The organism is Nocardiopsis moroccensis, from assembly GCF_055763695.1.
Window position 1 is genome coordinate 4,946,366 of sequence record NZ_CP199747.1, and the last position, 14,334, is coordinate 4,960,699.

The 14,334-nt window shown below is 69.5% G+C and carries 14 protein-coding genes; 11 read left to right on the forward strand and 3 right to left on the reverse strand.

Annotation, left to right across the window (positions count from 1 at the left end):
* Window positions 1–50 precede the first annotated feature (50 nt).
* Entirely contained in the window at window positions 51–1,202 is a 1,152-nt protein-coding gene (locus ACUKCB_RS21895; protein ID WP_473037458.1) for an acyl-CoA dehydrogenase family protein, read from the reverse strand.
* The gene (locus ACUKCB_RS21900) at window positions 1,199–1,660 is read right to left on the reverse strand and encodes a nuclear transport factor 2 family protein (RefSeq protein WP_473037459.1); all 462 of its coding nucleotides are present in this window, start codon (window positions 1,658–1,660) and stop codon (window positions 1,199–1,201) included. The genes ACUKCB_RS21895 and ACUKCB_RS21900 overlap by 4 nt, the downstream gene beginning before the upstream one ends.
* 168 nt (window positions 1,661–1,828) lie before the next feature.
* Here ACUKCB_RS21900 and ACUKCB_RS21905 point away from each other — a divergent pair, with 168 nt between their 5' ends.
* A complete protein-coding gene (locus ACUKCB_RS21905) occupies window positions 1,829–2,647 on the forward strand; it encodes an SAM-dependent methyltransferase (protein ID WP_473037460.1) in 819 nt (272 codons plus the stop codon).
* A gap of 26 nt (window positions 2,648–2,673) precedes the next feature.
* Here ACUKCB_RS21905 and ACUKCB_RS21910 read toward each other — a convergent pair whose 3' ends face one another.
* Complete coding sequence (locus ACUKCB_RS21910) at window positions 2,674–3,804, reverse strand: nucleotide disphospho-sugar-binding domain-containing protein (RefSeq protein WP_473037461.1); 1,131 nt, start codon at window positions 3,802–3,804, stop codon at window positions 2,674–2,676.
* Window positions 3,805–4,050: 246 nt separating this feature from the next.
* On the opposite strand from ACUKCB_RS21910, the gene ACUKCB_RS21915 reads away from it, so the two are divergent.
* From ACUKCB_RS21915 to ACUKCB_RS21960, 10 genes are all read left to right on the forward strand, one after another.
* Window positions 4,051–5,007: an NADP-dependent oxidoreductase gene (locus ACUKCB_RS21915; protein WP_473037462.1), complete on the forward strand. Its 957-nt coding sequence runs from the start codon at window positions 4,051–4,053 to the stop codon at window positions 5,005–5,007.
* On the forward strand, window positions 5,004–5,726 hold the full coding sequence (locus ACUKCB_RS21920; protein WP_473037463.1) for a mycothiol-dependent nitroreductase Rv2466c family protein: 723 nt from the start codon (window positions 5,004–5,006) through the stop codon (window positions 5,724–5,726). Before ACUKCB_RS21915 ends, ACUKCB_RS21920 begins: the two co-directional genes overlap by 4 nt.
* A complete protein-coding gene (locus ACUKCB_RS21925; RefSeq protein WP_473037464.1) occupies window positions 5,723–7,372 on the forward strand; it encodes an MDR family MFS transporter in 1,650 nt (549 codons plus the stop codon). The genes ACUKCB_RS21920 and ACUKCB_RS21925 overlap by 4 nt, the downstream gene beginning before the upstream one ends.
* 41 nt (window positions 7,373–7,413) lie before the next feature.
* On the forward strand, window positions 7,414–8,052 hold the full coding sequence (locus tag ACUKCB_RS21930) for a DsbA family oxidoreductase (RefSeq protein WP_473037465.1): 639 nt from the start codon (window positions 7,414–7,416) through the stop codon (window positions 8,050–8,052).
* Window positions 8,053–8,125: 73 nt separating this feature from the next.
* Window positions 8,126–8,986, forward strand: coding sequence for an LLM class flavin-dependent oxidoreductase (locus ACUKCB_RS21935; protein WP_473037466.1), 861 nt, complete (start codon window positions 8,126–8,128; stop codon window positions 8,984–8,986).
* Between the two features lie 159 nt (window positions 8,987–9,145).
* Entirely contained in the window at window positions 9,146–10,414 is a 1,269-nt protein-coding gene (locus ACUKCB_RS21940; RefSeq protein ID WP_473037467.1) for a beta-ketoacyl-[acyl-carrier-protein] synthase family protein, read from the forward strand.
* Window positions 10,411–11,634 (forward strand): ketosynthase chain-length factor, encoded by a 1,224-nt coding sequence (locus ACUKCB_RS21945; protein WP_473037469.1) that lies wholly within the window; start codon window positions 10,411–10,413, stop codon window positions 11,632–11,634. Before ACUKCB_RS21940 ends, ACUKCB_RS21945 begins: the two co-directional genes overlap by 4 nt.
* Before the next feature lie 27 nt (window positions 11,635–11,661).
* Window positions 11,662–11,916, forward strand: coding sequence for an acyl carrier protein (locus ACUKCB_RS21950; protein WP_473037472.1), 255 nt, complete (start codon window positions 11,662–11,664; stop codon window positions 11,914–11,916).
* 31 nt (window positions 11,917–11,947) lie between these two features.
* Window positions 11,948–12,916, forward strand: a complete 969-nt coding sequence (locus tag ACUKCB_RS21955) for an aromatase/cyclase (protein ID WP_473037473.1) — start codon at window positions 11,948–11,950, stop codon at window positions 12,914–12,916.
* Entirely contained in the window at window positions 12,913–13,839 is a 927-nt protein-coding gene (locus ACUKCB_RS21960) for an MBL fold metallo-hydrolase (protein ID WP_473037474.1), read from the forward strand. Before ACUKCB_RS21955 ends, ACUKCB_RS21960 begins: the two co-directional genes overlap by 4 nt.
* The last annotated feature ends 495 nt before the right edge of the window (window positions 13,840–14,334 follow it).

Consider the following 14,334-nt stretch of genomic DNA (forward strand, 5'->3'; position numbering starts at 1 on the left):
GGAGCGGGGGCCGGACACACCCGTGTCCGGCCCCGTCCCTTCCCCGAAGGTCATCGGGTGGCGTTCTCGCGGTATACCTGCACGAAGGCGTGTGAGGAGGACGCCGGCTGCAGACCGCTGTGACCGGCAGCGGAGTGCACGTCCCGCCACAGACGCTGGAGGCGCCCCTCGGATGCCTGTCCGCGGCTGCCCGAGGAACGGAACAGGCGGTCCATGGATCCGGCCAGGAGGTCGGCGGCGACCGCGCAGTCACGGGGGGCGCGTGCGGTCTCCAGCGGTGAGAGTCCGGTGGTCGCAGCTGAGTCCGCGACGGACGCGCAGCGCTGGAGGAGTAGGCCCGCGGCATCGGTCTCACCGCTGGCCCGGGCGAGGATCGCTTCGTAATGGGAGGAACCGACCGCACCGGACACGGGGCCGGACACCCCGCCCGAGAGCTTGGCGTCCAACAGCTCGGCCCAGGCGCGGAGCGCTCCGCGCGCCCCGCCCAGGATCGGTCCCGTCAGGGTGAGCCCGTTGACGGCCTTCAGGGGCACGGAGTGGCAGTGCGACAGCCCTTCGTCGGGTCGCCCCGCCATGAGCTGTGCGAGAGGGAACGCCTGCCCGGCGGGGACGAACACGTCGTCGACGACGAGGGAGTGGCTCCCCGTCGCCCGCATCCCGACGTTGTCCCAGGTCGGATCGGTCCGGAACTCGGATCTGGGTACGGCGAAGAACGCTGGGGTCCCCGCCTCGCCGGGAAGGCGTCCGCACACCAGGGCCCAGTCGGCGAAGTCCACACCGCTGACGTAGGACCAGCGCCCGCTCAGCCGGTAGCCGCCCGAGGCGGGGACGGTGGTGCCGGTGGCCATGAGGGCGCCGACGATGACCGTGTCCGGGCCTTTCTCCCAGACCCGGGCCCGGCCCTCCTCGGGGAGGTAGGCCGCCATGCGTCCGACACCGGCCATCAGCGAGGCGACCCAGGCCGTTGAGACACAGGCCTCGCCGAGTACCGCGCTCGCCTCCAACGCGGCGCCGAAGGTCCCCGCGTACCCGCCCGAGGACTCCGGGACGAAGTGCCGGGCGAACCCCGCCTCGAGCAGGCGGTCCACCACGTCGGGGGAGAGCCGTCCAGAGGAGTCGGACGCGGCCGCGCGTTCGGCCGCCAGCTCGGCGATCGCCGGGGCCGCCGCCACGATGCCGGACTCTCGCGCACCGCCGCTCATCGGACGCTCTCCACGGTCGAGGCCGTCGCCGAGGCGGCGAGGTCGCCGTCGTGGTCGACACGGCGGGAACGCATCCGCAGCGCCCCGTTCCGCCGGACCAGCACGTCGTGCACGACACAGCTCGGCGTGATCTCCGGCGGGGTCCCGGGGCGCGTGGTGATGACGAGCGCGTAACAGGTCGACCTGATCCCGCCGTCGTCCAGCGCATCGAGGACCACGTGATTGAACCAGTGCCTGCGCTGGACCGGCTGGTCACCGAACTTGGCGCGGTGGAAGTCCTCCAGCGTCCTGCGGATGTCCCGCGGCCCTCGGGCCGCGGGCAGGTTGGGGGAGTGGGTGAACTCCCCGTCCTCGGTGAAGGTGTCGGCATAGAAGGCGAAGTTCCGGCTGTCGAGAGCCTGCATCTGCTCCGCGTAGAACTGGAGGACTTCGGTGTAGAGGTCGTTGGGGACCGCCATGCTCTCTCCTTCTGTGCGCGGTGACTGGCGCGGTCAGCATCGCTGCCCGGATTCGAAGAGCGCTGGAGCCGTGGTGGACGTCCGGTTCCGTGCTCCTTCGAGTGGGGGTCGAGGGGTCCCTGCCACGCTCGTGCCGCCAACGGACAGACAGCGAAGAGGTGTCGCGGCATGACCAGTGAGCAGGACTCCATGCGTCCCGACGAGGTCGGGGAGTTCTATGACGACCGCGGGTGGCTGTACGAGATCTTCATGGGTCAGAATCTGCATATCGGCTGGTGGGACGATGCGCAGCCGGAACTGGACCCCAAGGACCGCCTCACCGACGTCCTGATCGGGCGCACCCCGGTCTCGGCCGGTCAGCGTGTGCTCGACATCGGCTGCGGGACCGGGCACCCCGTCCTCAGGCTCGCGGCAGCCACCGGAGCCGACGTGGTGGGGGTGACCGTCAGCGCCGAGCAGGTCGAGTCGGCCGAGCGCAACGCCCGGGACGCGGGTCTGGCGGAGCGCGCGGAGTTCTGTCTCGCTGACGCGGCCAAGCTGCCCTTCGACGACGACGCCTTCGACGCGGTGTGGCTGGTGGAGACGATGATGTACATCTCCGACAAGGCCGGGGCGCTGAAGGAGGCGCGACGCGTGCTCAAGCCCGGTGGCACCCTGGTGCTGTCCGACTACACCGAGCGCACTGAGCTCTCCGACCAGCTGCGTGAGGTGCTCAAGGAGGGTTTCACGGTTTCCGCGCTGCCGACCGCGGTGCAGTACGGGAGGCTGTTCGCCGAGGCCGGGTTCACCGTGGTCAGGACCACGGACGCCACCCCCCACCTGCAGCGGTCGGCGGAACGGATCGAACGCGTCGTGGCCGAGCACTACCCGACGGTGGTGGAGAAGGGCGGACGGGAGTTCGCGGAGGAGTTCAGGGCGATGATTTCCCAGGTGTCCGTCCTGGAGCGCGACCACCTGGGCTACACGATCGTCGAGGCGACCGCCTGAGCCGTTCCCGGCCCTGGTCGGCGCGCTCAGCCGGCCAGGGACTCGACCTCCTCGAGCACGGCGGCGGGGGTGGGCAGGGAGTGCATCTCCGTGCGGATCTCGGCCGCCTTCCGGGTGTACTCCGGATCGTCGAGGACCCGCTCACAGGCGTCGGCGATGTTCTCGGGTGAGTCCTCGCCGGGCAGGAGCATCTCCGCTGCCCCCGAGTCCCGGAGCCGCGTCGAGTAGTCGACGACGTAGGGGAGGTAGGGGACGACCACCTGGGGAACGCCGTTGGCCATGCCGGTCAGCATGGTGTTCCCCCCGGCGTGGTGCACCAGGAGATCGCAGGTGGGGGCCAGGACGTCCAGCGGCAACCAGCCCACCCGGATCTCCTCGGGCAGGTGGGACAACTCGGAGACCACCTTCTGCGGGGCGGCGATCAGCAGCTCCATGTCGAGGGACGCGACCTTCTCGGCCAACCCGGACAGGATGTCGAGGTCGAACTCCGGGGTGACCCGGCTTCCGGCGGTGACCAGCACCCGGCGGCGGTCCCCCTTGGTGTACATCCATGGTTCGACCGCCCCCTGAGTACTGATCGGGATGTACCGCATGAGCTTGGCGGGCGGGGCGTCGGCCCGGCGCAGGCTCGGCGGACAGACGTCGACGAACAGGTCCGGCTCGGGCATGCTCCGCAGGCCCAGGCGCTGGAGTTCCGGGGCGAGCTCCGCGGCCGCGGCCAGGTCGATCATCCGGGGCTCGCCCATGTCCACGGCGTGTTGGACGAAGGGCACCCCCAGGTGCGCGGCGATCAGCCCGGCGGAGAACGACAGGGCTCCGCCGACGACGACGTCCGGCCGCCAGGCGGCGGTGAGATCGAGGAGCCCGTCCAGGCTCCCCGCGGCGAAACGGCCCATCCCCCTGCCGTTGAAGATGAACCGTTCGTGCAGGTCCGTCGGCCGCTCGACCGGCTGTCCGTCCCGGTCGCGGAACATGAAGTCGAGCATGGTCAGACGGGTGACTGGAACGCAGGGCAGGCCGGTTCCGGCCACCGTGTCGACGACGTTCTCCGGGGCGGCGACGAACACTTCGTGCCCGGCGTTGCGCGCGGCCAGGGCCAGGGGGGTGATCGCGAAGATCACACCGCCGCTTCCTCCTGCGACAAAGAGCATTCTCATGCCGCTGATTCTGCGCGGGGACGGTCAAGGGCTGTTCGAGGAGGCCTCGACCGAGCCCCCCGAACCTGGCCGTGCGCTGACTCGACGAAGGGGACCAGGCGAGTTGACATCAAGTGCACTTGACATCCGAGGATGCGAGTGGAGCACCTCCGGGCCTGTGTGACGGAGGAGCGAGGACTCATCGGTCCTTTGGCCGCCCGCGTTCACGACATCGCTCACCATCGGCACTGAATTAAGGAACAGCAGATGCGCGCAATCGCGTTCTCCGCACACGGGGCGCCCGACGTCCTCGAAACCGTCGAACTCCCCACACCCGAGCCGGGCCCGGGGGAGATCCGGGTCCGGGTCCGCGCCGCTGGCGTCCAACCCTTCGACACGGCGCTTCGCCAGGGGCTTTCATTCGGTTTCCCCGTCACCTTCCCGCAGGTCCTCGGTAACGAGTTCGCCGGGACCGTCGACGCCGTCGGGGCGGGCGTCACCGAGTTCGCCCCCGGTGACGGCGTGCTCGGCTGGCAGCTGCTCTCGTGCTACGCCGAGTACACGGTGGCCCCGGTGGAACAGGTCGTCGCCAAGCCCGAGGGCATGCCCTGGGAGGTGGCCGGGGTGCTCTCGGCCTCCGGCCAGACCGCTCACACAGCCCTGGAGGAGCTCAAGGTCAGCCGGGACGAGACCCTGCTCGTCCACGCCGCGGCGGGAGGGGTCGGCACGTTCGCCGTGCAGATCGCGCGCGACCTGGGCGCCACCGTTATCGGTACCGCGAGCCCCGGCAACCATGAGCACCTGCGCGCCTTGGGGGCGGTGCCGGTCGCCTACGGTGAGGGGTTGGTCGAACGCGTGCGCGAGGCTGCCCCCCAGGGGGTCGACGTCGCTCTGGACGCGGCCGGGGAGGAGGCGCTTCGGGCTTCGCTCGCGCTGGTCGGGGACCGCGACCGGATCGGGACCCTGGTCTCCTTCGACCTGGTGGAGGAGACGGGTGTCCGGGCCATCCGAAGCCAGCGGTCCAGGGAACGCCTGGCCGGTCTCGTCGCCCTGCACGAGCGGGGAGGCCTCCAGGTGCCCATCGCGGGCGCCTTCGACCTGGCCGACGCTGCCGAGGCCCACCGCCTTTCCGAAACGGGGCACCTCAGAGGCAAGGTCGTCATCACGGTGCGGCCCGAGTCGGGGAGCCCGGCGGGCCCTGAGACCGAAGGGCCCGCGACATGAGTCGGCCGACAACCGAGGTCGACTTCTGGTTCGACCCCCTGTGCCCCTACGCCTGGATCACCTCCAGGTGGATCGTCGCGGTCGAGCGCCAGGAACGCGTGCGCGCCCGCTGGCACCCGATGGGACTGGGCCTGCTCAACAGCGGGCCGGGAGTACCCGACCAGGTGCGCGAGCTCCTCGAACTCACCAAGGGGCCCGTTCGGGTGGTCGCGGCGGTCGCGGCGGACCATGAGCCGGAACGGGTCGGCGCGTTCTACACGGCGCTCGGCACACTCCTGCACTCCGAGGACGGTCTCCTCACCCCGATCCGGGCGGGTTTCACCCAGGCTCCGGACCTGTGGCGGAAGGCCCTCGGAGAGCTCAAGGGAGTGACCGAGGCGGCCCTGTCCGAAAACGGACTGCCGGTGGACCTGGCCGGAGCCGCCGACGACCAAAGCTGGGACGCGGTCGTGCTCGAATCGCACGAACGGGTCCCCTCCGGGAACCAGGACCTCGAACTCATCGGTGTTCCCACAATCTCGGTGAACGGTGAGCCGGGTCGATTCGGCCCGGTGTTCGACCGCGTCGCCGACGACGGGCGCGCCCTTCGGCTGTGGGACGCGTTCGAGGTGCTGGCCACCGACGACAGCTGCTACGAGATCAAGCGGGTCACCACGCGGGCCGACCCCGTGCCCTTCGGGGAACCGCTGTCGGCGCTCGGGGAGGGGAACCGTTCATGAGCACGCCGGAAACACAGCCCGCCGAAAAGGAGCGGCCCACCTCGAAGGCGGCCGCCTTCGTCCTCACCGGCCTCTTCATCGGTGTCTTCCTCTCCGCACTCGACACGATGATCATGGCCACGGCGCTGCGCACGATCGCCGACCAGCTCAGCGGTATGACCGGGCAGGCGTGGGTCACCGTCTCCTATCTCGTGGCGATGACCGCTTCGGCCCCTCTCTACGGGAAGATGTCGGACATCTTCGGCCGTAAGCGGCTCTACCTGTTGGCCATCTCGGCCTTCGTCCTCGGGTCGGTCCTGTGCGCGTTCGCCCAGTCGATCTACGAACTGTCCGCCTACCGCGCGGTGCAGGGCCTGGGCGCCGGCGGCCTCATGACGCTGGCCCTGGCCATCACCGCCGATCTGTTCACCCCCGAGCGCAGGGTCCGCCACCAGGCGAACCTGGGCCTGATGTTCGGTGTCGCCAGTGTCGCGGGCCCGGTGGGGGGAGGCCTCTTCGCCGGGATGGACACCCTGCTGTGGATCGACGGCTGGCGGTGGGTGTTCCTGATCAATCTCCCACTGGGGCTGTTCTGCTTCCTCGTGGTGGCCAAGTACTTCCAGGCCTCCGCGAACCGGTCCCGGCGCCGGGTCGACGTCATCGGTGCGCTCCTGCTGGTCCTGACGGTCATACCACTGCTCGTCGCCGTCGAACAGGGCCGTGAGTGGGGATGGTGGTCGCCCACCGTCCTGTCCCTGTACGCCCTCGGCCTCATCGGCCTCATCGCCTTCCTCCTGACGGAACGCCGGATGGCCGACGAAGCGATCCTGCCTCCCCGGCTGTTCCGCAGCAGGTCGTTCTCGATGGTCAACGTGGTGAACTTCCTCGGCGGCATGGGTGTGTTCGGGGCGCTGACGGTACTGCCCCTCTACCTCCAGGTGGTCCAGGGCCTCTCACCCACCACGGCGGGGCTCCTGCTCCTGCCCCAGTCGATCTTCACCACCATCGGGGCCTACGTCTGCGGGCCGGTCACCGAACGCACCGGGCGCTCGAAACCGCTCCTGGTCGCGGGTGTGGCGATCATGAGCGCGAGCTATCTGGCCCTGGCGTTCATGAACGCGCAGACACACCTGGCACTCGTCGTTGTCGTCGTGTCCTTCATGGGTATCGGTTTGGGCTTCTTCTTCCAGACGGTGCTCATCGCACTGCAAACGAGTGTCGAACCCAAGGACATCGGTGTCGCCAGCGGCCTCTACTCCTTCACTCGCCAGCTGGGCGGGGCCGTGGGCGCTGCGTTCTTCGTGTCCCTGCTGTTCACCGCCGCGGTCACGGAGATCACGAAGGAGTCGGCGACCGCGGAGTTCTCCCGTGTGGTCGAGGACCCCGTGATCATGGCCGACCCGGAGAACCGTGCTGCGGTCGACACCGTACGTGAAGGCATGTCCACGGAGGACCTGGACGACACGTCCTTCCTTCAGCGCGTCCACCCGGACATCGCCACGCCCTACGTCGACGGCCTGGACAACGCCATGAGCACCGTCTTCCTGACCATGAGCGCCTTTGTCCTGCTCTCTGCGATCACGGCTCTGCTCATCCCGGAGCGGCGGCGCGGAAGTTCCGGGAAACCGGAGCAACCGGAGCCGAAGACGACTGACACCGAGAAGTGAACAGAACCGATCCTGTGACGAACGAACGAGGAGAACGCTCCATGCGTATCGATATCTGGTCAGATGTCATCTGCCCCTGGTGCTACATCGGCAAGCGCCGCCTGGAAGCCGCCCTGGCGGACTTCGACCACGCCGACCAGGTCACCGTGGTCTGGCGGGCCTTCCAGCTCGACCCGGCACTCTCCGACCGACCCGGCCCCAGCGCGATCGAGGTCATGGCGGGCCCCGGGGGCGACCACGCCCACGTCCGGGCGCGTTTCGCGGAGATCTCCAGGATCGGCGCGGCCGACGGTCTGGAACTGCGGTTGGACTCCGCGTACCCGGTCAACACGTTCGACGCGCACCGCGTCTCCGCCTGGGCCCGCGAGCTGGGCAAGCAGGACGCGATCGTCGAGGCACTCCTGCACGGCTACCACACGCGCAACCTCAACATCGCCGACCACACCGTGCTCGCCGACCTCGCCGCCGAAGCGGGACTGGACCGTGGCCAGGCCCTGGAGGTCCTGGGCGGGAACCAGTACAACGACGACGTGCGCACGGACCTCGCCGAGGCCGGGTCCGTCGGGGCCCGGGGCGTCCCGACCTTCGCCCTGAACGGACGCAAGTTCCAGCACGGCCCGCCCGAGGTGGCCTCGCTGGTGCGGCTGCTGCGGGCCACCGAGGCCGCCGCCACCGCATAAGCCTCCCCTGAACCCCGAACACGGCGCTCCACAATGGTTTGCCCCGAAATCAACACTCTGAGGAGACGAACACATGGACATCGGCATCGGACTGCCCGGCCACATCCGCGGCGGTATCGACGGCACAACCGTGGTCGAGTGGGCCCGCCGGGCCGAAGCGCGAGGTTTCAGCACCCTCGCCGTCAGTGACCGAGTCGTCTACACGACCCCCGAGCCGTTGGTCACCCTGGCCGCCGCAGCCGGTGCCACCCGTGAGATCAGGCTGGCCACCGGGGTCCTCCTGGGCCCCCTGCGGACCAACCACACCCTGTTCGCCAAGCAGACCGCAACCCTGGACCGCATAGCGGGCCCAGGGCGGCTTCGTCTGGGCGTCGCCCCCGGGCTGCGCGAGGACGACTTCGAGCTGACCGGCGTGGACTTCAGCGCCCGCGGCCGGGACCTCGACAGCCAGCTCCGCCGGATGAAGGAGGTGTGGGGCGGCGACAGTGAGATCGGACCGGCCCCCGCCACCCCCGGCGGCCCGGAACTGATGTTCGGCGGCATGTCCGCAGCCACGCTCCGGCGGATCCGTGAGTTCGGTGGCGGCTGGGTCATCGGGGACTGCACCGCCGACGAGTTCACGGAGTTCGCCGTTCCGGCGAGGCAGGCTTGGGCGGAGGCCGGGCACACGGGTGAGTTGCCGACCTCAGCGGCCGTGATGTTCGCGCTCGGGCCCGACGCGAAGACCATCGTCGACGAGGAGATCCGCCCCTACTACGCCTTCATCGGCGAGGAGTGGCTCCAGTACGCCATCGACGGCGCCTACACGGCGGAGGAGGACATCCGTAAGGCGGTCGCAGCTTTCGAGGCGGCCGGCTGTCACGAGCTCGTCTTCACCGGGAACAGCGCCGACCCGGAGCAGGTCGACCTGCTCGCCGCCGCGGTCGGCCTCTGAGGAACGGCTGGTAAAACCGACCCTCCCCTCCTTCTCCCGCTCCTCCGGCCGTCCGCGAACACCTTTTGAGGCTGTCTCAAGCGGGTCCGACCACAGTGAGGGACATCAGTTCGCACCATAGGCCGAAAGCACGGCTGAGCGTGGAGGGGGAGGGATCTGATGAACCGTCGTGTCGTGATCACCGGGGTCGGTGTCCGAGCACCGGGAGGGGTGGGAAAGAAGGAGTTCTGGGAGCTCCTCATGGCGGGTCGGTCGGCGACGCGCCGTATATCGTTCTTCGACCCGGAGCCCTTCCGCTCCCAGGTCGCGGGCGAATGCGACTTCGACCCCGCGGCCGAAGGGCTCACCCCCCGGCAGGTCAGACGGATGGACCGGGCCACGCAGTTCGCGATCGCCTGTACCGCCGAGGCACTGGCGGACAGCGGACTGGACGTGGAGGAGACCGGACGGCACCGCGTCGGCGTCTCCCTGGGCAGCGCGGTGGCCGCGGCCACCAGCCTCGAACGCGAGTACCTTGTCCTGTCCGACTCCGGGCAGCGGTGGGAGATGGACACGGACTACCTCTCCCCGCACATGCACAGCTATCTCGCCCCCGACATCATGGCTGCCGAAGTGGCCTGGCACGCGGGCACCGAAGGGCCGGCGACGCTGGTCTCGGACGGTTGCACCTCAGGACTGGACGCGGTCGCCCACGCGTGCGACCTCATCGCCGAGGGCAGCGCGGACGTGATGATCGCCGGAGCCAGCGACACCCCGATCACTCCGATCGTCGTCGCTTCCTTCGACGCGATCAAGGCCACCACGACCCGGAACGACACTCCGGGCCAGGCCTCCCGCCCCTTCGACGCCACCCGTGACGGATTCGTGCTGGCCGAGGGCGCGGCCGTGTTCACTCTGGAGGAGCTCGGACACGCCCGTCGCCGTGGAGCCCACATCTACTGTGAGGTCACCGGGCACGCCACCCGCCTGAACGCCCACCACATGACGGGCCTCAAGACCGACGGACGCGAGATGGCGGAAGCGATCCGGGTCGCCCTCGACCAGGGGCGCACCAACCCCGCGGACATCGACTACATCAACGCGCACGGCTCCGGTACCAAACAGAACGACCGCCACGAGACCGCGGCGTTCAAGCGGGCCCTGGGAGAACACGCCCGGGCCGTGCCCATCAGTTCCATCAAGTCCATGGTCGGCCACTCCCTCGGAGCCATCGGCTCCATCGAGCTGGCCGCCTGCGCGCTCGCGATCGACCAGGGCGGAATCCCGCCGACGGCCAACCTGGAACACCCCGATCCCGAGTGCGACCTGGACTACGTGCCACGAGTCGCCAGGGACGAACGCGTGGAGACGGTGATCAGTGTCGGCAGCGGTTTCGGTGGTTTCCAGACCGCCGTGCTGCTCCAAGGGGCCGAGGGAGGCCGTTCGTGAACACGTCCGTCTGTATCACCGGGGTCGGTGTCGCGGCGCCCACCGGCCTGGGCCGTGACGAGCACTGGAAGGCGACAGTGGAGGGGGACCGCCGGATCACCCCGATCACCCGATTCGACACGACCGGCTACCCCTCGACTCTCGCCGGACAGATCACGGGCTTCGAGCCCGCCGAGCACATCTCCAAACGCCTGCTGCCTCAGACCGACATCTCCACCAGGCTCGCCCTCGTGGCCGCGGCCGAAGCGATCGAGGACGCGCGGCTCCAGCCCGAGGAGACGACCGACTACGACATGGGGGTCGTGACCTCCAACGCCACCGGGGGGTTCGCCTTCACCCATCGCGAGTTCCGCAAGCTGTGGCGCCAGGGGCCCAGGTCCGTCAGCGTCTACGAGTCCTTCGCGTGGTTCTACGCGGTGAACACCGGCCAGATCTCGATCCGCAACGGCATGCGGGGACCGGGCAGCGCGCTGGTGGCGGACCAAGCCGGAGGGCTGGACGCCATCGGGCACGCGCGCCGGACCGTTCGCAAGGGCACTCCGATCGTCGTCACGGGCGGGGTCGACTCCGCCCTCGACCCCTGGGGTTACGCCTCGCACATCTCCAGCGGCCGGATCAGCCGGACGACCGATCCCGCCCGGGCCTACCTCCCCTTCTCTGCCAGTCCCGAGGGCCACGTCCCCGGGGAGGGCGGCGCCATGCTCCTGGTGGAGTCGGCGGAGAACGCGCGGGCCAGGGGGGTGGAACCGCTGGCCGAAATCGCCGGCTACGCCTCCGGGTTCGACCCCGAGTCAGGAACGGGAAGCCCCTCCGTCCTGCGGCGGGTGATCGAGACCGCCATCGCCGATGCCGGGCTTCGACCGGAGGACGTCGACGTCGTCTTCGCCGATGCCGCTGCCGAACCCGGGGGCGACGCTTCGGAGGCAGGGGCGATCCGGGAGGTCTTCGGTCCTGGGGGTGTTCCGGTGACCGCACCCAAGGCCCTGGTGGGCAGGCTCGGCTCCGGCGGGGGACCGCTCGACACCGCGACGGCCCTGTCCGCCTTCGGCGCGGGCAGCATTCCTCCGACCGGGACCGACATCGAGGTCCCCCGGGAGTACGGCATCGACCTGGTCGGCGCCCGCCCCCGCCCGGCCCGTCTGGGCACCGCCCTGATCCTGGCCCGCGGAATCCGCGGCTTCACCAGCGCGGTGCTGCTCAAGAACAACCAGCGCAACTGAACCAACCGACCGGAGAGAGGAACCACCATGACGAGGATGACCCTCACCGACCTGCGCCGTGTGCTCGCGGAGAACGCCGGGGAGATCGACGGAGTCCAGCTCGACGAGAGCCTGCTCGACGTCGGTTTCGACGAGATCGGCTACGACTCCCTGGCACTCATGGAGAGCGCGGCCGCCATTACCGACGAGTACGGGGTCCAGGTACCGGACGAGACACTCGCGGACCTGAGGACACCGCGCCAGTTTCTGGAGTTCGTCAACGCCGCACCCGTGGCCTCCTGAACACGTCCACTGACACGGAAAGGTGACCGCGGTGACCCCATCGCCCCACACCACACGTCATCACCGGCAGGTCCGTGCCCCGGCCGAGCTCGTCTACTCGCTGGTCGCGGACGCCACCCGCTGGCCCGCGGTGTTCGAGCCCAGTGTCGCGCTCCGGCACATCGAGCGGAGCGAGAGCGAGGAGAGGTTCCGCATCTGGGCCCTGGTCAACGGCGAGGTTTCCACGTGGACCTCACGCCGGACCCTGGAACGCGAAGCGCTGCGGGTCTCCTTCCGGCAGGAGCGTTCCAGGCCCCCGGTGACGTCGATGACGGGCTCATGGACGGTTCGGGCCCTGGAACCCGGACTCAGCGAAGTCGAACTCCGGCACGACTTCACCCTCGGGGACGGGCCCGAGGGGTCGCATGAGGGTTTCCTGGCGGCCGTCGAGAAGAACAGCGTTCGGGAACTAGGCGCGCTCGCTGCTGTCGCCGAACTCGGGGACGCGCTGGACGACGCCCTGTTCACCTTTACGGACACGATGAGGGTCCAGGCGCCCGCCGAGGCCGTCTACAACTTCGTGGCCCGTGCCGACGCCTGGCCCGAACACCTCCCCCACGTGCGGCGCGTGTCGCTTCGGGAGGACACCCCGGGTATCCAGGACCTGGAGATGGAGACCGCGACCGCGGACGGCTCCGCGCACGTCACACGTTCGCACCGTGTCTGCGAGGAGCCCTCGTGGATCGCCTACAAACAGGTGGTCCTGCCGGAGCTCCTTCTGGGGCACAGCGGGATCTGGACCTTCCAGGACGAGCCGGACGGGTCCTCGACGGCTCGTTCCCAGCACACGGTGCTGCTGGCGACGGAAGCCGTCGACCGAATCCTGGGCGCCGGGACCTCCCTGGCCCAGGCCCGCGACCGGGTCCGTGACCTGTTGGGCGCCAACAGCAGGGCCACCCTGGAACGGGCCGCCGCGCACGTCTCGCGCGGTGTTCCCTCGGGTGCACGGGACGGTTCGTGAAGGGGGTGGCGGCTCGGGCCGCCGCCCCCCTGGTCCAGGAAGTGGCCGACGGGACCTACGCCCACATCCAGCCCGACGGGGGCTGGTGCCTGAGCAACTCCGGTGTGATCGTCTTCGAGGGCGGGGCCGTGGTCGTCGACACCGCCGCCACCGAACGGCGGGCGAAGGGTCTGCGTCGAGAGGTGGACGCTCTCGCGCCCGGGCCGCGCCGGATTATCGTCAACACGCACCATCACGGCGACCACGTCTTCGGCAACTCCGTCTTCGGCGACTCTGCCGAAGTGATCGCCCATGACCGGGCGGTGGCGGAGATCGAGGAGACCGGGTTGGCGCTGACCCGGCTCTGGCCGAACGTCGACTGGGGCGACATCCGTCTGGTGACTCCCACGATAACCTTCACCGACCGCGTCGATCTGAGACTCGGGGACCGCGTCGCGGAACTGCACTACGTCGGTCCGGCCCACACCACCAACGACGTCGTCGTGTGGTTGCCCGACGAACGGGTCCTCTTCACGGGTGACACCGTGCTCAGCGGGTGTACCCCGTTCACCTTGATGGGTTCGATCAGCGGAACCCTGGAGGCGATGGACCGGCTGCGCGGTTTCGGCGCGCGCGTGCTCGTGTGCGGGCACGGTCCGGTCTGCGGGCCCGAGGCGATCGACCTGACAAGCGAATACACCCACTGGCTCCGGGACCTGGCCGAGAGGGGGCGCAGACGGGGACGGACCCCGTTGGAGACGGCGTTCGAGGCGGACCCGGAACCCTATGCCGACCTCATCGACCCGGAACGGATTGTCGGAAACCTGCACCGCGCCTACGCCGAACTGGACGGGGCCGAACCGGGCGCACCCCTGGACGTGCTCGCCGCCTTCGAGGAGATGGTCGAGTTCAACGGCGGAAGACTCCCTACCTGCCTGGCCTGACAGCACCGCCATCGCAGGTTTGGGCCTTCCCTGCCCCTTGTCCGGGAGGTGCTCCATGGCGGCGCCGCGGCGACGCCTCTCCCGCGCAGCGGTGATGGTGCTCGGAGCCCCGGGCCTGGAGCGTAGTGGAACAGTGCAGCACCAGGACGCCACCACCCGGTCTCTGATGTGCAGATATCCATCCCGTCATCCGATGGCGGTGCGTCAGAAGGCGGGGGTCCGGATCCTCCCGGGTGGACCGCCTTGAGACAGTGGAGCGACCGCTGGGCCTGTGCGAACAGCCCGGCGGCCGCCTGTGTGCCGCCTCAGACCCAGCAAAGCCCGGAACTTGCTTCGGTAAGCCGGGCTCCGGCCCTGTGCCGGCTCAAACCCCCGGGCCCGAACTGTGAAAGCAGCTCGGTCGGCTTTTTGCACCAGACGGGAGCAGCGCTCTCGTCCGGGCCGCGTTGTACTTCGGGCGGCTGTTGGGATTCCATCACCGGCTCGGCGGCCAGG

Coding starts and splice junctions, on each gene's coding strand:
- ACUKCB_RS21895 (WP_473037458.1), bottom strand. CDS start 1,202: ATGAGCGGCGGTGCGCGAGAGTCCGGCATCGTGGCGGCGGCCCCGGCG.
- ACUKCB_RS21900 (WP_473037459.1), bottom strand. CDS start 1,660: ATGGCGGTCCCCAACGACCTCTACACCGAAGTCCTCCAGTTCTACGCG.
- ACUKCB_RS21905 (WP_473037460.1), top strand. CDS start 1,829: ATGACCAGTGAGCAGGACTCCATGCGTCCCGACGAGGTCGGGGAGTTC.
- ACUKCB_RS21910 (WP_473037461.1), bottom strand. CDS start 3,804: ATGAGAATGCTCTTTGTCGCAGGAGGAAGCGGCGGTGTGATCTTCGCG.
- ACUKCB_RS21915 (WP_473037462.1), top strand. CDS start 4,051: ATGCGCGCAATCGCGTTCTCCGCACACGGGGCGCCCGACGTCCTCGAA.
- ACUKCB_RS21920 (WP_473037463.1), top strand. CDS start 5,004: ATGAGTCGGCCGACAACCGAGGTCGACTTCTGGTTCGACCCCCTGTGC.
- ACUKCB_RS21925 (WP_473037464.1), top strand. CDS start 5,723: ATGAGCACGCCGGAAACACAGCCCGCCGAAAAGGAGCGGCCCACCTCG.
- ACUKCB_RS21930 (WP_473037465.1), top strand. CDS start 7,414: ATGCGTATCGATATCTGGTCAGATGTCATCTGCCCCTGGTGCTACATC.
- ACUKCB_RS21935 (WP_473037466.1), top strand. CDS start 8,126: ATGGACATCGGCATCGGACTGCCCGGCCACATCCGCGGCGGTATCGAC.
- ACUKCB_RS21940 (WP_473037467.1), top strand. CDS start 9,146: ATGAACCGTCGTGTCGTGATCACCGGGGTCGGTGTCCGAGCACCGGGA.
- ACUKCB_RS21950 (WP_473037472.1), top strand. CDS start 11,662: ATGACGAGGATGACCCTCACCGACCTGCGCCGTGTGCTCGCGGAGAAC.